This is a genomic window from Streptomyces sp. iso_384, from assembly GCF_056172905.1.
The window spans coordinates 5,325,046-5,343,867 of sequence record NZ_JBWBTT010000001.1 but is presented as its reverse complement, the minus strand read 5'-3'; the positions used below and the strand labels follow the sequence as shown (position 1 = coordinate 5,343,867).

Annotated in this window: 17 protein-coding genes; 9 read left to right on the top strand and 8 right to left on the bottom strand. The window is 72.9% G+C overall.

What is annotated here, in order from left to right; genetic code table 11:
• Positions 1–3 precede the first annotated feature (3 nt).
• The 3 genes from AC0VY3_RS24005 to AC0VY3_RS23995 form a co-directional block, all read right to left on the bottom strand.
• On the bottom strand, positions 4–1,395 hold the full coding sequence (locus AC0VY3_RS24005; protein ID WP_475550562.1) for a multinuclear nonheme iron-dependent oxidase: 1,392 nt from the start codon (positions 1,393–1,395) through the stop codon (positions 4–6).
• Positions 1,396–1,524: 129 nt separating this feature from the next.
• The gene (locus AC0VY3_RS24000; protein ID WP_181010952.1) at positions 1,525–2,271 is read right to left on the bottom strand and encodes a DUF4142 domain-containing protein; all 747 of its coding nucleotides are present in this window, start codon (positions 2,269–2,271) and stop codon (positions 1,525–1,527) included.
• A gap of 218 nt (positions 2,272–2,489) precedes the next feature.
• On the bottom strand, positions 2,490–3,212 hold the full coding sequence (locus AC0VY3_RS23995; protein WP_103510303.1) for an aminoacyl-tRNA hydrolase: 723 nt from the start codon (positions 3,210–3,212) through the stop codon (positions 2,490–2,492).
• Positions 3,213–3,282: 70 nt separating this feature from the next.
• Between AC0VY3_RS23995 and AC0VY3_RS23990 the strand changes: the two genes are divergently transcribed.
• Genes AC0VY3_RS23990 through AC0VY3_RS23975 form a run of 4 tightly spaced genes read left to right on the top strand, consistent with a single transcriptional unit; the run spans position 3,283 to position 5,944 of the window.
• Entirely contained in the window at positions 3,283–3,957 is a 675-nt protein-coding gene (locus AC0VY3_RS23990) for an AIM24 family protein (protein WP_103510304.1), read from the top strand.
• A gap of 2 nt (positions 3,958–3,959) precedes the next feature.
• Positions 3,960–5,036 carry an ABC transporter ATP-binding protein gene (locus AC0VY3_RS23985; protein ID WP_475551727.1) on the top strand — a complete coding sequence of 359 codons (1,077 nt, stop codon included), beginning with the start codon at positions 3,960–3,962 and terminating at the stop codon, positions 5,034–5,036.
• A complete protein-coding gene (locus tag AC0VY3_RS23980) occupies positions 5,033–5,701 on the top strand; it encodes an ABC transporter (protein WP_475550561.1) in 669 nt (222 codons plus the stop codon). The genes AC0VY3_RS23985 and AC0VY3_RS23980 overlap by 4 nt, the downstream gene beginning before the upstream one ends.
• A 9-nt stretch (positions 5,702–5,710) precedes the next feature.
• Entirely contained in the window at positions 5,711–5,944 is a 234-nt protein-coding gene (locus AC0VY3_RS23975; protein ID WP_181010764.1) for a hypothetical protein, read from the top strand.
• A gap of 17 nt (positions 5,945–5,961) precedes the next feature.
• Here the strand turns inward: AC0VY3_RS23975 and AC0VY3_RS23970 are convergent, their stop codons facing one another.
• On the bottom strand, positions 5,962–6,669 hold the full coding sequence (locus AC0VY3_RS23970; RefSeq protein ID WP_475550560.1) for an AAA family ATPase: 708 nt from the start codon (positions 6,667–6,669) through the stop codon (positions 5,962–5,964).
• A gap of 316 nt (positions 6,670–6,985) precedes the next feature.
• Here AC0VY3_RS23970 and AC0VY3_RS23965 point away from each other — a divergent pair, with 316 nt between their 5' ends.
• Together AC0VY3_RS23965 and AC0VY3_RS23960 are read left to right on the top strand one after the other, a co-directional pair.
• Positions 6,986–8,599 (top strand): S8 family peptidase, encoded by a 1,614-nt coding sequence (locus AC0VY3_RS23965; protein WP_475550559.1) that lies wholly within the window; start codon positions 6,986–6,988, stop codon positions 8,597–8,599.
• Positions 8,600–8,844: 245 nt separating this feature from the next.
• A complete protein-coding gene (locus tag AC0VY3_RS23960) occupies positions 8,845–11,721 on the top strand; it encodes an ATP-binding protein (RefSeq protein ID WP_475550558.1) in 2,877 nt (958 codons plus the stop codon).
• A 48-nt stretch (positions 11,722–11,769) separates the two neighbouring features.
• Here the strand turns inward: AC0VY3_RS23960 and AC0VY3_RS23955 are convergent, their stop codons facing one another.
• From AC0VY3_RS23955 to zapE, 4 genes are all read right to left on the bottom strand, one after another.
• Positions 11,770–12,489, bottom strand: coding sequence for a polysaccharide deacetylase family protein (locus tag AC0VY3_RS23955; RefSeq protein WP_258047375.1), 720 nt, complete (start codon positions 12,487–12,489; stop codon positions 11,770–11,772).
• A 259-nt stretch (positions 12,490–12,748) separates the two neighbouring features.
• Positions 12,749–14,122: an alkaline phosphatase PhoX gene (locus AC0VY3_RS23950; RefSeq protein WP_475550557.1), complete on the bottom strand. Its 1,374-nt coding sequence runs from the start codon at positions 14,120–14,122 to the stop codon at positions 12,749–12,751.
• Between the two features lie 140 nt (positions 14,123–14,262).
• Positions 14,263–14,688: an OsmC family protein gene (locus tag AC0VY3_RS23945; protein WP_475550556.1), complete on the bottom strand. Its 426-nt coding sequence runs from the start codon at positions 14,686–14,688 to the stop codon at positions 14,263–14,265.
• A 92-nt stretch (positions 14,689–14,780) separates the two neighbouring features.
• A complete protein-coding gene (gene zapE, locus AC0VY3_RS23940) occupies positions 14,781–15,872 on the bottom strand; it encodes a cell division protein ZapE (protein WP_103511958.1) in 1,092 nt (363 codons plus the stop codon).
• A gap of 37 nt (positions 15,873–15,909) precedes the next feature.
• Between zapE and AC0VY3_RS23935 the strand changes: the two genes are divergently transcribed.
• From AC0VY3_RS23935 to murC, 3 genes are all read left to right on the top strand, one after another.
• Positions 15,910–16,698 carry a pyrimidine reductase family protein gene (locus AC0VY3_RS23935; RefSeq protein WP_103511957.1) on the top strand — a complete coding sequence of 263 codons (789 nt, stop codon included), beginning with the start codon at positions 15,910–15,912 and terminating at the stop codon, positions 16,696–16,698.
• 163 nt (positions 16,699–16,861) lie between these two features.
• A complete protein-coding gene (locus AC0VY3_RS23930) occupies positions 16,862–17,314 on the top strand; it encodes a hypothetical protein (protein ID WP_030079682.1) in 453 nt (150 codons plus the stop codon).
• A gap of 69 nt (positions 17,315–17,383) precedes the next feature.
• Entirely contained in the window at positions 17,384–18,784 is a 1,401-nt protein-coding gene (gene murC, locus AC0VY3_RS23925) for a UDP-N-acetylmuramate--L-alanine ligase (RefSeq protein WP_475550555.1), read from the top strand.
• Positions 18,785–18,822 lie beyond the last annotated feature (38 nt).

Below are 18,822 nucleotides of genomic sequence, written 5' to 3'. Positions count from 1 at the left end.
CGGTCACTTCCCCCCGAGGACGGCACGGGCCGCCCGGACCAGACGGGTGGCGCGGCCCGGCGGCCGGGCGCCCGACCGGTCCCGCCACCAGTACGTCAGCCGGCGCCGGGCCGCCGGATCGGCGGGACCGCCCGCGATGAGCACATGCTCCGCGAAGTCCAGGGCGTCGCGGCGGTACCCACCGGACATGGGCCGGCTGCCGGCGTACGCGAGGAACCCGGCACGGTAGCCGTCGCCGAGGATCTCCGGCAGTTCGGGGGCCACCTTGGCGACGACATCGGCGCGCTTGGCGGCCAGCGCCCGGCTCTGCACCCGCAGCCGCCGGTGGTCGAAGCCCTCGGGAGCGGGAGTTCCGGCCACCAGCGCGGAGAGCAGCGCGGTCTGCGCGACGGCGGTACGGTCACGGGTGCCGGCGGGCACGGGGTCGGCTACGGCGCGGCCTTCGGCGGGCGCGGGGTCGGCGACGCCCGTACGCTCACCGGCTGCGGCGGTGCTCGAACGTTCACCGGCTCCGGCCGATACCGGGTCGGCGACGCCCGTACGCTGACCGGCCGCGGCCGGCACGCGTACGGTCGCCGCCCGCCGCAGCGTCGCCCGGATCGCGTCCAGTTCGCCCGCCAGCTCCGCGCCCGGCGGGAACGCGTCGTCCCGCTCCAGCAGCACGCCCGGCGGGTCGACCCGGGAACGCAGCTCGGCCAGCACCTCCAGGACGGGTTCGGACACCGGATGGGCGTGCGTGTCGTGCCAGACGCCGTTCTTCTCCACCCCGCCCGCCACATGCACGTACGCGATGGCCTCCACCGGCAGCTCGTCCAGCGCCTTCGCCGGATCCTGGCCGAGGTTGACGTGGTTGGTGTGCAGATTGGCCACGTCGATCAGCAGCCGCACCCCGGTCCGCTCGACCAGCTCCGCCAGGAACTGCCCCTCGGTCAGCTCCTCGCCCGGCCAGGAGATCAGCGCCGCGATGTTCTCCAGGGCGAGCGGCACCGGCAGCGAGTCCTGCGCGATCCGCACGTTCTCGCACAGCACGTCCAGCGCGTCCCAGGTGCGCGGCACCGGCAGCAGATGCCCCGCCTCCAGCCTCGGCGACGCGGTCAGCGGCCCTCCGGCCCGTACGAACGCGATGTGCTCGGTCACCAGCGGCGTCCCCAGCAGTTCGGCGCGCGCCGCGAGAGAGGCGAGGCGGCCGGGGTCGGGCCGGTCCGCGCCGCCGAGCCCGAGCGCCACCCCGTGCGGCACGACGGTCACCCCGCGCTCCCGGAGCCGTACCAGGGAGTCCGGGAGATGGTCGGCGCAGAGATTCTCCGCGACGGCCTCGACCCAGTCGATCCCCGCCAGCGCCTCCACCTCGTCCGCGATCTCCGGCCGCCAGCCGATGCCGATGCCCAGCTCCATGCTGTCCCCCTGCTCACCCAGGCTTCGCCCCGTCGCTCTGTCCAGGGGTCATGACCCCGTCGAACGGTGCCGAACCCGACAGAGGGGACGTTCAGAGCTGGATTTGAGGTTCCGGGACCGGTGGCCTCGTTATGGCATCGGCATCATCGTGGGCGGCACCGGGCGCGAGGTGAAGGACTGGTCCCCGGTCGGCGTCGCCGGTACCGGGGCCAGCGGGACCTGGCCGTCCCGGGGCATCGACGGGCCCGAGGGACTGGCGGTCGACCCGCTCGCCGCTTCGCGCGCCAGGGCGTCGAAGTCGACGAAGCCGGTGGCCTCCAGCATGGTGATGTGGTCCAGCACGGTCTGGTTGGCGTCGCTCGCCAGCTGCCGGATCAGCGTGTTCCGGGTGGTGTGGCGGACCTGGCCGATCAGGCCGAAGACCTTGCCGTGGGCGGCGCGCAGGATGTTGGCGAACTTCCGCTCGTACTCGTCCCCGCTGGCCGCCGTCAGCTCCCGCAGCCACTCCTGCTGCTGGGCGGTCGGCTGGTTGGGCAGCTCCACCCCGAGCTTCGCCGCCACGTCCCGGGCCCGCCGGTCCAGGTCCGCGTGCCCGACGACGAGGTGGTCCCCGGCGGCCTTCGTCGCCTCGCTGGGCGCCCGTTCGATAGCCTGCTGCCCGGCGGGCAGCTCCCACAGTCCGGCGAGCCGCACCTTGACCAGGAAGTCCCGGTCGGTCGCGGAGAGCGGCCCCCACTGGGTCGCGACACTGGAGGCGTTGAGGTTCGCCTCGCCGGTGCCCGAACGGTCCGCGTAGGACCAGACGGGGAACGCGAGTGCGCCGATGGTGGCGACCAGCGCCGCGATGATGAGGGCCGTTCCGTTGATGCGTCGCAACAAGGTGTCTCCCGGGGCCGAGGCGTGGCAGCGTCGATCGAACAGGCGTCAATCAACCGCCAGTCGACCGGCTGCGCAGGCTACTTGGCGGTAATGCCGAAAGGGCAGTACCGGGAGATACGGAGAAGGGACCGGAAACGTTCAGCGCGGCGACGATGTGGTCGCGTCCCGCTCGGCGGCTCCGCGACACGGGCGATCCGTCGTGGTCACCGCCCCGCTCAGCGGCGCAGCGCCGGATGGTCGGCGACCACGGTGCAGGAGCCCGGGGCGATCTCGGTGAACCCCGCGTCGCGCACCACCGGCAGCCCGCTCGCCGTCAGCTCCCGCCAGCGCTCCGCACCCGGGGTGGCGACGGAGAGCGGGAACCCGGCCTCGCGCCAGGCCTTGCGCTCGGCGTCGGACAGCTCCCACCAGGCGAGCTGCGCCCCGTGCCCGGCCTGGGCCATCGTCTTGCCCGCCGACATGTCCACCTCGGGGTTCAGCCACAGCACGGGGCCCGAGAGATCGGGTGCCGCGGGCGGCTCGGGGTCCTCCAGGTCGGTGCCCGAGACCTGGAGTTTGGCCAGCTCCTTGGGCCAGCCGTCCAGCGGGATCGGCGGGAACACCCGTACCTCCGCGCCGTCCTCGCCCGTCACCGTGATGCCGTCCAGCGCCGCGGCCTTGCGCCACTCCGCACCGCGCGCCCGGCGCACGACCTTGCGGATCCGGGCGTCCTGCCAGTCCCGCATCGCCGCGGCCCACTCGCCGTCGCCGAGGGACCGCTCGTCGGAGAGGATCGTCAGCACCGCGCGGGCGGCGGTCCGCAGCGCGTCGGTGCGGGCGGGCGGGTCCGTCTTCTCCAGGTGGAGCACCAGCGGCAGCACGAACTGCGGCGCCTGGTCGCGGTCGGTCGGACCGTTGTGGAACGGGCTTTCGGAGACAGGGGTGTCGTTGCTGGTCACCGCCCCAGTCTGCCAGGTGGTCGGTTCACCTTCTTGGCGGAACGACCGGCTCCGGGTGAGGATGCTCCGCATGAAGAGCGATCTCTTTTCCAGCGAGCACATGGCCCAGCCGGCCATCGCCCCCGGTATGACCCTGCAGAACTCCAAGTCGATCAAGTACGCCGTCAACGGGGAGATGCACGCCCGGCAGGGCTCGATGATCGCCTTCCGCGGCAACCTCCAGTTCGAGCGCAAGGGCCAGGGCATCGGCGGCCTGCTCAAGCGCGCGGTCACCGGTGAGGGCCTCGCGCTGATGGCGGTCCGGGGCCAGGGCGAGGCATGGTTCGCGCACGAGGCGGCGAACTGTTTCATCGTGGAGCTGGACCAGGGCGACTCCATCACCATCAACGGCCGCAACGTCCTGTGTTTCGACCCGACGCTCTCCTACGAGATCAAGACGGTGAAGGGCGCCGGAATGGTCGGAGGCGGCCTCTTCAACAGCGTCTTCACGGGTCACGGCAAGCTCGGCCTGATGTGCGAGGGCACGCCGATCGTGATTCCCGTGACGGCCGCTCAGCCGGTGTACGTGGACACGGACGCGGTCGTCGGCTGGAGCCAGCAGCTCGCGACCAGCCTCAACCGCTCCCAGAGCGTCGGCTCGATGGTGCGCGGCGGCTCCGGCGAGGCGGTTCAGCTGATGCTCCAGGGCGAGGGCTTCGTCATCGTGCGGCCCAGCGAGGCCCGGCCCGAGAAGACCTCCAACTGACCCTGCACCTCGAGGGAGTGGGCCACCGGTACGGTCTCCGCGGCGCCTGGGTGCTGCGCGGGGTCGACCTCGTGCTGCCCGCGCGGGCGCTCGTCCGGGTCGAGGGTGCCAACGGCGTCGGCAAGTCGACCCTGCTGCGGCTGCTCGCCGGGATCGACGCCCCTGCCGAGGGACGGATCACCGGCCGCCCGGCCCGTACGGCATACGTTCCCGAGCGCTTCCCGGCTGCGCTGCCGCTGACCGCCACCGGCTACCTCGTCCACCTCGGCCGGATCCATGGACTGCGGACGGCCGAGGCGAAGCGGCGGGCGGGGGAGTGGCTGACCCGGTTCGGCGCGGCGGATCACGCCCGTACCCCGCTGGCGGAACTCTCCAAGGGCACCAGCCAGAAGGTCGCCGTCGCCCAGGCGCTGCTGGCCGCGCCGGACCTGCTGGTTCTGGACGAGGCCTGGACCGGCCTGGACACCGCGGCCCGCGCCGAGCTGGACCGCGCCGTGGCCGAACGCGTGGCGGCCGGCGCCACCGTCGTCTTCGTCGACCACGACCCGCGACGCCTGGCCGGGGCGGCGGACCTCACCCTGCGAACCGCCGACGGCGGGGTGCACCGGGCGACGGCTGCGACAGCGCCCGGCCCCGACCCCGGCCCCCGGGTCCTGATCGAGGCGGCGGGCCCACCGGGCGCGACGCTGCCCGCGGCCCTGCCGGGCGACCCGGTCCGGGAGCGGAGGAGCGGGACGGGCGGCTTCGGCGCGGGTGCGGCCGTCTCCGTCCCGGGCGGCGGCCCCGTCCCGGGCGGCGGCACCGCTTACTACAGCCCTGTCCCGGGTGACGGCCCCGTCCACGGCGCGGGCTCCGCCGTCGTACGCCTCACCGTCCCCGCCCCGTTTTCCGACGCGCTCCTGGCAGCCCTGCTCACGGCCCGCCCGCCGTGGCACATCCGACAGGTCGCCCCGGCACAAGCCCCCGTGCTGCCGGAGACCTCGGTGCGGCCGGAGACCGGGGAAGCCCCCGCACCGGCCGAGTCACCCACGTCAACCGGGTCCCCCGAGGCAGCGGCAGAGGTGTCCGAACCATCATGACCGCCCTCCTCCGCTACCAGACCGCCCTGCTCGCCCGCTCCCAGCGCTGGCTGGCGCCCCTCCTGCTGTACGCGGCCGTCCTCGCCGTCGGCGTGCAGGGCGGGCAGCCCGTGCTGGGCTCGCTCGGCGTCGAGGCCGCCGCCCTGCTGCCCGTGACCGCGTGGGCCGTCCACCTCTGCGTCACCCAGGAGCCGCCCGCCGCCCGGACGGTCGCCTCGGCCGTCGTGGGCCCCCGGCGGGTGCACCTGGTCGCGCTGCTCACCGCCACGGGCTGCGCGGCGGCGCTCGCCGTGGTGAGCACCGTCGTCGTCCTGCTCGTCAGCAGCCCGTCCACCGACGACGGCGCCCACGCGGTCTCCCGACCGTCCGCCGCGCTCGCCGGACTGGCGGCCGCCCTGTGCTGCGTCCTGCTGGGCGCGGTCGTGGGGGCGCTCAGCAGCCGTCCGGTGACGGTCCGCCGGGGCTGGTCCGTGGCGGCGGCGGTGCTCGGCTCGCTCCTGGCGCTGGTGACCACCGGATCCCCGGCGCGTTACGCGGTCACCGCCCTGGTCACGGGATCACGGACCGGGACGTTCCAGCCACCCGCCCTGGCCCTGCTCGGGGCGGCGGCCCTCGCCGGGGCGGTGGCGCTCGCGGTCTGCTGGCTCGCCGCCCGGCGCGGATGAGCCGGGCGGATGAGTAGGCTCGTGGACGTGGACACGGACGACACGGACGACACGCACGGTTCGTACTGCGAGGCCCCGGGACCGATCGCGCCCGCCCCGCCCGCCGGAGCCGCCGAGGGCCCTCCGTACGCCGAGTGCGTGCTGTGCCGTGAGCCGACCGAGTATCCGGAGTCGACGAAGGGCGCCACGCTCTGCCCGGTCTGCGCCTGGCAGGAGGCGGGCCGCACGGCCTGTTCCGGCTGAGAGCTCCCGTAACCGGTTCAGCCGAGAACGTGCCGCAGATAGGACTGCGGGTCGGCCAGGTAGCGGCGCCAGTGATCGACCAGAGCCAAGTCGCTCCAGGCCACGCGGCGCATGCCGTGCTCGCCGATCTCCACGATGTCCGCGCCGGGAAAAGCGGTCAGGAGGGGAGAGTGGGTGGCGCAGATGACCTGGCCACCGTTCTTCACCAGTTGGTCGATGTGGCCGAGCAGTTCCAGGCAGGAGGAGAACGACAGCGCGGCTTCCGGCTCGTCCATCACATAGAGCCCCGGCCGGAAGAACTTGCCCCGGAACGCGGCGAGGAAGCCCTCGCCGTGACTGACCGAGTCCGGTGCGAATCCTTCCCGGTCCAGGGCGTCCAGCGCCGTCTCGGCGCGCAGGAAGAACCCCTTACGGGCTGACCAGCTGCCCATCATGCGCCGGCCGTACGCAGTCGCGTCGAGCCGGATCCGCTCACCCAGCACCGATTTGGGCCGATGGCTGGCGTAGCGCCAGTCGTGGGAGCCACCCCAGGAGTCCAGACCGAAGCCCTCGGCGATGGCCTCCACCAGGGTGGACTTTCCCGAGCCGTTCTCGCCGACGAGAAAGGTCACCGGCGTGGTGATCCGCAGTCCCTCCTCCAGCAGCTGACGCACACACGGCACGGACCAGGGCCACTCCGACCGGTCGCACGAGGCCACGTTTGCGTACGCACGTTCGATGATCATGGGATGAGTCTCTCAGGACTCGCGGAAACGGGCCCGTGGTCGCCGGCCGAATCGCGCCGGGCGGGTTCAGCGATCCGGCGCGGCCGGCACGCATGCCTCCCCCTCTTCTTTTAGGTAGCGCCACGCATTGATAGGCGCTGTCCGAGCGCCGCACACTCTGGGTGGCCCGAGGGTGTCGAACGGCGGGTCTCGTCGCAGGACGTCCCACGGCCGCCGGACCTGACCTCCGGTCACCCCGCCTCTCCGCGGTGCCCCCGTGCCGAGCTGACCACCCCCACCAGGCCCGACCGGGCCTGACGCATCATGAGGAGAAACTGTGGATCGTCCATCTCGCACTGTGCGGAGACTGCTGGCCGTCGGCGCCGGTGCCGCCCTGCTCGCCGGTGCCGTTTCGACCGCTGGAGCCGCCGCCGCGCCCGCACCGCCGGGCGGTGGCGAAGGTCGCATCGTCGGTGCCGACCGCCCCGGCGCGGTCGAGGGCTCCTACATCGTCACCCTCAAGGACTCCGTGGCCCGTGCGGAGATACCCTCCGTCGCGAAGTCCTTGTCCAAGCGCCACGCGGGCGAGGTGAGGAGCACCTACACCACCGCCCTGCGCGGCTTCTCGGTGAAGATGAGCGAGGAGAAGGCGAAGCGCCTGGCCGCCGACCCCTCGGTGGCCCGGGTCGAGGCGGACGGAGCGGCCTACGCCACCGGCACCCAGCCCAATCCGCCCTCGTACGGCCTGGACCGCATCGACCAGCGCAGCCTCCCGCTGGACAGGAGCTTCAGCTATCCCGGCGACGCCTCCGACGTCACCGTCTACGTCGTCGACTCCGGGGTGCGGCTGAGCCACAGCGACTTCGGCGGGCGGGCCGCCAGCGGTTACGACTTCATCGACAACGACTCCAACGCATCCGATTGTCATGGGCATGGTACGCATGTGGCCGGGACCGTCGCGGGCGGCTCCTACGGAGTCGCCAAGGGCGCCAAGATCGTCAGCGTTCGCGTGCTGAACTGCCAGGGCTCGTCCGGTACCACCTGGGACCCGGTCCTCCGCGGCATCGACTGGGTCACCAAGAACGCCAAGAAGCCCGCAGTGGTCAACATGAGCGTCGGGGGCGGCAAGACCCAGTCCATCAACGACGCGGTCAGCAACTCCATCGCCTCCGGCATCACCTGGGTCGTCGCGGCGGGGAACAACAACGCCGACTCCTGCCAGTACTCGCCCTCGTCCACACCGGCGGCGATCACGGTCGGCGCCACGAACAGCTCGGACGCCCGCGCCACCGGCTGGAGCAACGGCCAGGCCTCCAACTACGGCACCTGCCTCGACATCTTCGCGCCCGGCGACAAGATCATCTCCACCTCCAACGCGGGCGACGGCGCCAACCAGTCCATGAGCGGCACCTCCATGGCATCCCCGCACACGGCCGGCGCGGCCGCGCTCGTCCTGGCCGCCTCCCCGTCCCTCACCCCGGCCCAGGTCCGCGACAAGCTGGTCGCCGACGCCACCCCGGACAAGATCAGCGACGCCCGCCCCGGCTCGCCCAACCGCCTGCTGTTCACCGGCACCGGCGGCGGTGAGGACCCCACCGATCCCCCCGGCAGGAAGTTCGAGAGCGCCGGCCAGGTCCAGATCCGCGACAACGCCACCGTCGAGTCACCCATCACCGTGACCGGCATCGACGGGAACGCCCCCGCCACCCTCTCGGTCACCGTCGACATCCGCCACACCTTCCGCGGCGACCTCAAGGTCGAACTGCTGCCCCCGGGCGGAGGCACGGCCGTCCTGAAGAACTTCAACTCCGCCGACAGCGCCGACAATGTCCAGGGCGCGTTCACGGTCGACGCCTCCGGCAAGCCCGCCAACGGCGTCTGGAAGCTCCGCGTCACCGACAACTGGGTCAACGACACGGGGTACATCAACGCCTGGTCGCTCCAGTTCTGATTCCGCGTCCGAGCAGGTCCGGCCGGAGGGGGCGGCCGCGGCGCCCGCAACACGCGCCGCAGCCGTCCCCCCTCTATCCACCGACGTCGCGACGGGCCATCATGAGGCCGTCCGGCGGCCCGGTCGGACCGCGTCCGCCCGGCCGGATCGTGTCCGCGCGGTCGGACCGCCTCCGCCCGCTTTGCGTCTGCCCGCATCGCGTCCGCCCGTCGTGCCGATGCCGCCCAGGGACGCGGAAGGAAGCCGTGAACGCCCAGTCGCCGCCCTCCGTCCCCGGTGTCCTGATCGGACGGTCCGCCCTTCTGGACGACGTCCGCGCGGAGTTCGACCGCAGACCCGCCGTCGTGGTGCTCACCGGCGAGGCAGGGGTGGGGAAGAGCCGGCTCGTACGGGAACTCCTCCGGCGGGCCACGCCACCGGGTGTCGTCACCCTGATCGCCCGCTGCCAGGAGTCGGACGGGCCGTCCTTCCCGTTCGCACCGATCATCGAGGCGATCGGCTCGTCCGAGGCGCTGGCGGCGGCCCTGCCCGCGGAGCTACCGACGGTGACCGGGGCCCTTCGCGGGCTGCTGCCCGACCTCGCCGATCGCCTCCCGCCCGCCCCGCTTCCTCTGGGAGACCCGGCTGCCGAACACCACCGCGTCCTGCGCGCCCTGTACGCGCTGACGGCGTCTCTGGGGGACGTCGTCCTGGTCGTGGAGGACCTCCAGTGGGCCGATGCATCCACCCGCGCCTTTCTCCGTACGGTCGTCTCCGACCCGCCGCCGCGCCTGGGGCTCGTGCTCACCGCCCGCGGCCACACCGTTCCCCACACCGATGCCGAGGGCGGCGGCGGGCTCCCGTTCCCGCTGCGCGCCCCGGCCCATGTCACGGTGGCCGAGCGGCACCTCGCACCGCTGTCGGCGGCGGAGACCGGGGTGCTGGCCGCCGGGTTGCTCGGCGCGCAAGCGGTGCCGGAGGAGTTCGCCGAGCGACTGCACCGCTGGACCGGCGGCCTGCCCTACGTCGTCGAGGAGGTGCTGCGCGAAGGGCCTGCCCGCACGGAGCCGCGTACGGAGACGGCGGAGGAGCCGGACCCGCCCCTGCCCGCGTCCGTGCGCCGTGTGGTGGTGGAGCGCCTGCGTCACCTTCCGCCGACGGGGCGCCGGGTGGTCGCCGCGGCGGCCGTCCTCCGCGACCCCGCGCCCGTGGAACTTCTGGGGGCCGTCGCGGGGCTGGACGAGCCGGAGACGCGCCGGGCGCTCGCCGCCGCCCTGAGGGAAGGATGCCTGCGGGCGGCCTGCGGCTCCTACACCTTTCCCTACGACCTGGCGCGCCGGGCCGCCTACGAGGCGGTCGCCGAACCGGAGAGGCCCGTACTCCACCTGCGGGCGGCCCGCGCCCTGGCCCGGCACACGAGCCCCCTTCCGCTGGCGGGAATGGCCGGGCACTACCGGTGCGCCGGCCGCGGCGCGCAGGCGGCGCGCTGCCTGGAGGCGGCCGCGGACCGGGCGGCCGGCGGCGGCGACGCGGGTACGGCCGCCGCCCACTATCTCGATGCCCTGCGCGGGGGCCCCTCGCCCGTCGCCCGCGACCGGATCGCGCTGAAGCTCGCCCGGGTCGCGCTGAACGCACGCCCCGGCCCGGAGGTGCCCGCCGCCCTGCGGCAGGTGCTCGGCCGGTGCTCGCTCGGACCCGGCCCGAGCGGTGAGATCCGGCTGCTCCTGGGTCTGTTGCTGCGCAACCAGTCGGGTTCCGGTCTTGAGGCGCTGGAGGAGATAGCGCGCGCGGTTCCCGATCTCCTCAGCGTCTCCACCGGGCAGGCCGCACGGGCGTTGGCGATCACCGCCATCCCCTCGCTCAAGGGCTGGCCGATGAGCGAGCACCGGCGTCTGCTGGCCGAGGCGGAGCGGCTGCTGCCCCGGGTCGAGGAGGCGGACCTGCGCTCGGCGGTCCTGGCCAACCGCGCCACCGCCCTGGCCCTGATGGGCGACCCGTCGGCGTGGGAGGCGGTGGCCGACCTGCCCGGCACCCTCACCGGTGAGGCGGTGGCCAGGGTGCACGCCAACCTCGCGGGCGCCGCCGCCTCCTTGGGACACCCGGAGCGTGCCCGTGCCTTCCAGGCCCGGGCCTGGAAGGCGGTGCGGACGAACCATGCCCCGTATCTCGAAGCGTTTGTCGAGACCACGGACGTGGTCGCCGCTTTCACGGCCGGCCGGTGGAATGGGCTCCTGGAGCGGGCCGGGCGTGCCGAGGAGCAGTACCGGAACGTGCCCGACTTCCACGCGGAGGCCCTGCTGGTCTGCGGGCTGCTCCGCCTCCACACCAAGGGGCAGACGGATGTGGCGCGCCGCCTCCTGGAGCAGGCCGTTCGGACGACCGCGCTGGACACCGGCGTCGTGCTGACCTCCGCCGCGGCCGCCGTCGCCCGGGTCCATCTGGCGGCCGCCCGCCCCGCCCGGGCCGTCCAGGCGGTGGAGGGGGCGCTGCACCACGTCCGCCGTACGGGCGCGTGGGTGTGGGCGACGGCGCTCGCGCCCCCGGCCGTCGAGGCCCTGATCCGGGACGGCCGCCCCGGTGAGGCCCACCGCCTCGTCGCGGAGCTGGCGGAGGGCATCGCCGACCGGGACGCTCCGGCCGCCCGGGCCGCCCTGCTCGGCTGCCGGGCCCTGCTCACCGCCACGGACGGCCCGCGGGCCGCAAGCGGTACGCCCGACGCGCTGTACGCGGCCGCCGCGGACGCCTGGACGAAGCTGGAGCGCCCCTACGAAGCCGCGTACGTGAGGGAGGCTCTGGGCCTCCACCTGCTGGCCACCGGGGCGGCGGGCGGGCGCACGGTGCTGCACGAGGCGATCACGGGCTACCAGGATCTCGGTGCCGTATGGGATGTGCTGCGGTGCCAGCGCGGACTGCGGGAGCACGGCCAGGTCACCGTCCGCAGACCCGGCGCGCTGGGGTACGGCGACCATCTCTCGCCCCGGGAAAGGGCGGTGGCCCGGCTGGCCGCACTGGGGCTGTCGAACCGTGAGATCGCGCGCGAGCTGGTTCTCTCGCACCGGACGGTCGAGCACCACGTGGCACGTGCCCTGCGGAAGCTGGGAGTCTCGTCCCGCACCGAGATCGGCCCACAGCTCGGACGCTGACACGACGCCCCCGACGCTTGCCGTTGCCGGCGGTCGGAGCCTGTCGCCCTACCGGGCGCCGTCCTCCATCAGCTCCGACACCTTCACGAAGCGGTAGCCGCGCTCGCGCAGCTCCGGCACGACCCGGCGTACCGCCGCCTCGGTGGCCGGGGCCGCGCTGCGGGTGCAGTGCATCACCACCAGCGACCCCGGCCGCACCCCGTCCAGCACCTGTTCGGCCACCGCCCCCGCATCCGTCGCGAACGCGTCGCCGCCGACCACGTCCCACTGCACCGCCGTCACGTCGGCCGGGGCCAGTGCGCGCAGTGCCGTGTTGTCGTAGCAGCCGCCGGGGAAGCGGAAGTACGGCACCACGTTCCGTACGCCCGCCTTCCGGAACGCCGTGAAGGCGCGTTCCACATCGCGGGTCATCGCGGCCTTCTCGACCACCGGCAGGCCGTAGCAGGGGGCGCTGAAGGCGTGGTGGCTGTAGGAGTGGTTGGCGACCTCGAACAGGGGGTCCGCGCCGATGGCCTTCGCCTGCGCCGGGTACTCCTCGGCCCAGCGCCCGGTCATGAAGACGGTGGAGGGCACCTTCAGCCGGCGCAGCAGCGCGATCAGTTCCGGGTTGTCGAAACGCTCGCCGGAGGCCGCCCGGGGGCCCTGATCGGCCGTCATGTCGGCGTCGAACGTCAGCGCCACGACCTTCTCCGCCGAGCGGGCGGCCGTACCCCCGCCCGCCGGTCTCCGCTCGAAGACCGGGATGCGGCCCGCCGGGCCGGGGGCCATCGTGGGCGGCTTCTCCGGTGCTGCGGAGGCAGGGGCGGAGGCCTTGGAAAGGGGGGTGGGAGCGGCCGGGGGAGCGGGTGCGGGGGGTGTGCCCCCGCACCCGGTCAGGGCGGCGCCGGTCAGCGCCCCCAGGACCGTCAGTGTCGTCGTCTTCCGTGCAGCAGTGATCACTCACGGAAAATATCCGACAAGATGGTCATATCTTCTGACGGCGCTCCGGCGGGCCCGGCACTCCGTCGGAGCGCCGGAGCGGGCTACCTCAGCACCAAGGGCCCGTCACCGCGAACGTCGTCCCCGGCGTGTAGCAGTTCACGTACATCGTCGAGCCGTCCGGCGAGAACGTGACGCCCGCGAACTCGCCCCACTCCGGCTCCTCGGGCGTCCCGATGTTCTGCCGCCCGCGCGCCATCGCGTACACCTCGCCGCGCCGCGTCACCCCGAGCACGTGCTGCGCGCCGCCGCCGTCCTCACAGACCATCAGCCCGCCGTCGGCCGCCAGGCAGATGTTGTCGGGGGACTCGCCGGGCAGCTGGATGTCGGTGTCCGGGCCGAAGAGCACGACCAGGGTGAGCCGCCGCTTCTTCGGCTCGTACCGCCACACCTGCCCGTAGTGGTCGGCCGCCGAGCCCTCGTCGCGGTGGGCGAAGCTGGAGACGAAGTAGACCGAGGAGTCGCCCCAGTAACAGCCCTCCAGCTTCTGCGCGTGCGTGATGCCCTTCGGCCCGAAGTCCTGGAAGCGGATCGCCGTCCCGGAGGCCAGCGGATCCGGGACGGGAACCCACTCGATCCGGTCGAAGCTCGCGCCGGTCTCCTGCACGGCCGACAGGTCCGGCACGCCCGGCACCCGCATCGCCTCCAGCACCCCGCCCGCCCGCAGCGAACCGGTGCCGCCGAGCGGCTTCTCGGGCAGGAAGCGGTAGAAGAGCCCGAACGGCTTCTCGAACGCGTCCTCCGTCTCGTACACGATCCCGGACTTCGGGTCGACGGCGATCGCCTCGTGCTGGAAGCGGCCCATCGCGGTCAGCGGGACGGCCCCGGTGCGGTGCGGATCGGCGCCGTCCACCTCGAAGATGAAGCCGTGGTCCTTGGTGTAGCCGTTGGTTCCGGCCTTGTCCTCGGTCTCCTCGCACGTCAGCCAGGTGCGCCAGGGGGTGGGCCCGCCCGCGCAGTTCACCGCCGTACCCGCGATGGCGACGCGTTCGCCGAGCACCTTGTTGCGGCCGTCCAGCTCCAGCGACGTACAGCCGCCCTTGGCCGCCGGGTCGTAGGTCAGTCCCTCGACGGTCGGTACGCCGATCTCGGCCGTGTGCCGGTTCTCGTGGTTGCGGACGAGGTGGATCCGCCCGTTGCGGCCGCGCAGGGCGGTCATCCCGTCGTGGTTGCTGGGCACCGGCCCCTCGCCGGAGCGCAGCGGTTCGCCCTCCCGGGACAGCACCCGGTAGCGGAATCCTTTCGGCAGGTCGAGCAGACCGTCCGGGTCGGGGACGAGGGGGCCGTAGCCGCCGTGGCCGCGTGCGGCGGCCGTGCCCGCGAAGAGTTCGGAGAAGGCCCCCGTGAAGGCGACCGCGGCGGCTGCGCCGCTGCCTGCCAGGACCTGACGTCGGGTGGCGGTGGTGCGGGGTGCGGTTGACATGAGGTGACTCCCTGTTGGCGGACAGGTGAAGTGACCCGCACGTGTGTAGCACGCACGGAGGCGCGGGGGAACCATGCGTACCCCCGCGCCCCGTGTTGCCGCTGGGACGGGCCCCGTTGGGAGCAGCCGTCCGCGGAAGATCAGGCCAGCGAGGCCGACAGCGTGATCGTCGTGCCCGTCAGCGCCTGGCTGACCGGGCAGTTCGCCTTGGCGTCCTCGGCGGCCTTCACGAAGCCGGCCTCGTCGAGACCGGGTACCTCGCCCACGACGCTGAGGTGGATGCCGGTGATGCCCGTACCGGGCTGGAAGGTCACCTCGGCCTTGGTCTCCAGCTTGGTGGGCGGCGTACCGGCCCCGGCGAGTCCGTGGGAGAGCGCCATCGAGAAGCAGCTGGAGTGCGCGGCGGCGATGAGCTCCTCGGGGCTCGTCCTGCCGTTCGCCTGCTCCGAGCGGGAGGGCCAGGAGACCGGATAGTCACCGATGCCGGAGGAGTCGAAGGTGACGACCCCCTTGCCCTCGATCAGGTTGCCTTCCCAGTTCGTGTGCGCCTGACGCGTGGTAGCCATGCTGGATCCCTTCGGACGGTGTGCGCGGTGGTACGGGACAACAAGAGGCTCCTCGCGGCGCGTGGTGCCCCGTTTGCGTTACGCCCCCGAACCTACTGCGCCACCAGCCCCTTCGCGTCACGCGCCAGTGCCGTCAGTCGGGAGATCGCCCGGAAGTACTTCTTCCGGTACCCGCCGTTCAGCATCTCGTCGCTGAAGAGCTTGTCGAACGGCAGCCCGGAGGCGAGCACCGGCACCTCCCGGTCGTACAGCCGGTCGGCCAGCACCACCAGGCGCAGCGCGGTCGACTGGTCGGGCACCGCCGTCACCCCGGTCAGGCAGACCGCGCCGATGTCGTCGGTCAGCGCGCCGTACCTGCTCGGGTGGACCCGGGCCAGGTGCTCCAGCAGCCCGGGGAAGTCGTCGAGGGACGCGCCGGGCGTGGCGTACGCGGCCCGGGTGACCTGCTCGTCGTCGTACGGCGGCGGGGCCTCGGGCAGCCCCCGGTGCCGGTAGTCCTCGCCGTCGATGCGCAGCGGGCGGAAATGCGCGGACAGGCCCTGGATCTCGCGCAGGAAGTCGGCGGCGGCGAACCGGCCCTCACCGAGCTTGCCCGGCAGGGTGTTCGAGGTCGCGGCGAGCGCCACCCCGGCCTCCACGAGCCGGCTGAGCAGCGAGGACACCAGCACGGTGTCGCCCGGGTCGTCGAGCTCGAACTCGTCGATGCACAGGAGCCGGTGCCCGCTCAGGGTCCGCACGGTCTGCTGGAAGCCCAGCGCGCCCACCAGGTTGGTCAGCTCCACGAACGTGCCGAACGCCTTCAGCGACGGCTCGGCGGGCGTGGCGTGCCAGAGGGAGGCCAGCAGATGGGTCTTGCCGACGCCGTAACCGCCGTCCAGATAGACCCCGCGCGGCCCGGTCGGCGCGGCCGGCTTCTTGCTGAACCACTTGCGCCGCCCGGCGCCCGTCGCGTGCGCCCCGCCGAGCCCGGCGGCGAAGCCCGCCAGGACCGTGACGGCCTCGCTCTGGCTGGGCTGGTTCGGGTCGGGTACGTACGTGTCGAAGCGCACCGAATCGAAGCGCGGCGGCGGCACCATCTCGGCGACCAGACGGTCTGCGGGGACGTGCGGCTCACGGGCGCACAGGGACAGCGGGGCCGTTTCGGAAAGGGGGCTCTGCCCCGGAAACGCGGTGGATGACGACACAACTCTCCACCCTAAGGCCCGTGCCAGACTGCAACCCATGCGAAGCCTGTTCCCTGTGACGGACCTGACAACGACGGGCCCCGCCGCCCCCGACCGCGAGTGGAGCCTCGACGAGCTGGCGGAGGCGTACGCCTACCCCGCCGGCCTCGCCGCCGGGACTCCCCGGCTGCGCGCCAACATGGTCTCCACCCTCGACGGGGCCGCCCAGCACGACGGCCGCTCGCAGCCCATCTCCTGCGCCGCCGACATGCGGATCTTCGGCACTCTGCGGGGCCTGGCCGACGTGGTGATCGCCGGGGCCGAGACCGTACGGCAGGAGGGGTACCGTCCGGCCCGTGCCCGGGAGGCGTTCGCGGCGCGGCGCGCGGCGGCCGGGCAGGGGCCCGCGCCCGCCGTCGCCGTGGTGACCGGTTCCCTGGACCTGGACTTCTCGCTGCCGCTCTTCACCGAGCCGCTCGTCCCCACCCTCGTGGTGACCGGCGCCGGAGCCCCCGCCGACCGGATCGCGGCGGCCCGGAAGGCGGGTGCCGAGGTGGTGATCGCGGGGGACGGCACCCGGGTGGACCCGGCGCGTGCCGTGCGCGAGCTGGCCGACCGGGGGCTGACCCGGCAGCTCACCGAGGGCGGACCCCGGCTGCTCGGCCAGTTCGTGGCCGCCGGTGTGCTGGACGAGCTGTGCCTGACGATCTCCCCGATGCTCACAGCGGGTGACGCCCAGCGCATCGCCGGAGGCCCCGGGGTCGCCGTGCCGGAACGTTTTTTCCTGGCATCGCTGCTGGAAGAGGCCGGTTTCCTCTTCACTCGGTACCGTCGGACTGACAGTTAGCGGAATTTCCCGTTCCGGTTAGCTTCGGCTGGGCACACTTATCCCTGCAGTCCCCGTGGAAGCGCGGGGAAGGATGGTTTCAGCAAACGACCGTCGACGGTCGAGCCGGCAGTCGACGAGACGAAGAAGCGGAAGGGCGCCTGTCGTGTTCACAAGCGTTTTGATGATCGAGAAGCCGCTCACTCCCGAGGACGTGGATTTCGTCACCACCCTCCACGGCGAGGAGCGGATCTCGTTCGTCGTTCTGTTGCAGCCGCGCGGTGACCAGGCCGATGTCCTGCTGCGCGCGATCGACGACGTGGCGATGGGGGAACTGAAGGAAGCGGTCCGCGAGGGCGAGGAGCCGGAGGGCAACGAGGCCCGCGAACCCGCCGAGATCGGCCTCGAATACTCCCTACGGGCGCTGCGCGAGGCGGGCTCCGAAGCGGTCGGACAGGTGATCGAGGATCACCCGCTCGACAAACTGAAGACCGTGGTCGAGGACGCGGGCGCCGACGAGGTGATCGTCCTGACGGCCCCGCACTACGTGGAGGAGTTCTTCCACCGCGACTGGGCCTCCCGGGCCCGGCACAAGGTGGGCGTCCCGGTGCTCAAGCTCTTCGCGCACAGCGAATAGGCTGAAGCCGCGCGGCCCCCGGAGGCAAGCCGGTACCGCGCCACCACGTCACGGACCCTAGGAGCACAGATGGCACCCGGCATTCCCGCCGCCATGGAACGACCGCACTTCATCGGCATCGGCGGCGCCGGAATGTCGGGCATCGCGAAGATCCTCGCGCAGCGCGGGGCGAAGGTGGCGGGCAGCGACGCCAAGGAGTCCGCCACCGTCGCATCGCTGCGGGTGCTGGGGGCGACCGTGCACATCGGACACGCGGCAGGCCATCTGGCCGACGACGCGTCCTGCGTGGTCGTCTCCAGCGCCATCCGCGCCGACAACCCGGAGCTGCTCCGGGCGAACGAGCTGGCCATCCCGGTGGTGCACCGCTCCGACGCGCTGGCCTCGCTGATGAACGGCCTGCGCGCCATCGCGGTGGCCGGCACCCACGGCAAGACGACGACGACGTCGATGCTGGCCGTCGCCCTCTCCTCGCTGAGCCTGGCCCCCTCGTACGCCATCGGCGGCGACCTGGAGGGCCCCGGCACCAACGCCACGCACGGCGAAGGCGACATCTTCGTCGCGGAGGCGGACGAGAGCGACCGCAGCTTCCAGAAGTACGACCCCGAGGTCGCGATCGTCCTCAACGTGGAGCTGGACCACCACGCGAACTACGCCTCGATGGACGAGATCTACGACTCCTTCGAGACCTTCGTCGGCAAGATCGTCCCCGGCGGCACCCTGGTCGTCTCCGCCGACCAGCCCGGCGCGGTCGAGCTGACCCGCCGGGTCCGCGACCTGTCCGACCTCAAGGTCGTCACGTACGGCTCCGCCGAGAACGCCGACGTACGCGTCCACAAGGTCAACCCGCGCGGCCTGAGCAGTGAGGTCACCGTCCTCCTCAACGGGAAGTTCCTCACCTTCACGGTCTCGGTCCCCGGCGCCCACTACGCCCACAACGCGGTCGCCGCGCTCGCCGCCGGCGTCGCCCTCGGTATCCCGGCGCACAACCTGGCCTCCGCCCTCGGTTCGTACACCGGGGTCAAGCGCCGCCTCCAGCTCAAGGGCGAGGCGGCGGGCGTGCAGGTGATCGACTCGTACGCCCACCACCCCACCGAGATGACCGCCGACCTGGAGGCCATGCGCGGCGCGGCCGCCGACGCCCGCATCCTGGTGGTCTTCCAGCCGCACCTGTTCTCCCGTACCCAGGAGCTGGGCACCGAGATGGGCCAGGCCCTCGCGCTGGCCGACGCCTCCGTGGTCCTGGACATCTACCCGGCCCGCGAGGACCCGATCCCGGGCATCACCAGCGCCCTGATCATCGACGCGGCGAAGGAGGCCGGGGCCGAGGTCACCGCCGTCCACGACCAGGCGGACGTGCCCGCCGCCGTCGCGGGAATGGCGAAGCCCGGCGATCTCGTTCTCACCATGGGAGCGGGCGATGTCACCGACCTCGGCCCGCGCATCCTGGACCACCTGTCGAGCGGCCGGTAGCCGAGTGGCGACCGGATCGAGCGACCACCTGTCGAGCT

Coding starts and splice junctions, on each gene's coding strand:
- AC0VY3_RS24005 (WP_475550562.1), bottom strand. CDS start 1,395: ATGGAGCTGGGCATCGGCATCGGCTGGCGGCCGGAGATCGCGGACGAG.
- AC0VY3_RS23990 (WP_103510304.1), top strand. CDS start 3,283: ATGAAGAGCGATCTCTTTTCCAGCGAGCACATGGCCCAGCCGGCCATC.
- AC0VY3_RS23980 (WP_475550561.1), top strand. CDS start 5,033: ATGACCGCCCTCCTCCGCTACCAGACCGCCCTGCTCGCCCGCTCCCAG.
- AC0VY3_RS23975 (WP_181010764.1), top strand. CDS start 5,711: ATGAGTAGGCTCGTGGACGTGGACACGGACGACACGGACGACACGCAC.
- AC0VY3_RS23970 (WP_475550560.1), bottom strand. CDS start 6,669: ATGATCATCGAACGTGCGTACGCAAACGTGGCCTCGTGCGACCGGTCG.
- AC0VY3_RS23955 (WP_258047375.1), bottom strand. CDS start 12,489: ATGGCCCCCGGCCCGGCGGGCCGCATCCCGGTCTTCGAGCGGAGACCG.
- AC0VY3_RS23950 (WP_475550557.1), bottom strand. CDS start 14,122: ATGTCAACCGCACCCCGCACCACCGCCACCCGACGTCAGGTCCTGGCA.
- AC0VY3_RS23945 (WP_475550556.1), bottom strand. CDS start 14,688: ATGGCTACCACGCGTCAGGCGCACACGAACTGGGAAGGCAACCTGATC.
- AC0VY3_RS23935 (WP_103511957.1), top strand. CDS start 15,910: ATGCGAAGCCTGTTCCCTGTGACGGACCTGACAACGACGGGCCCCGCC.
- AC0VY3_RS23930 (WP_030079682.1), top strand. CDS start 16,862: ATGATCGAGAAGCCGCTCACTCCCGAGGACGTGGATTTCGTCACCACC.
- murC (WP_475550555.1), top strand. CDS start 17,384: ATGGCACCCGGCATTCCCGCCGCCATGGAACGACCGCACTTCATCGGC.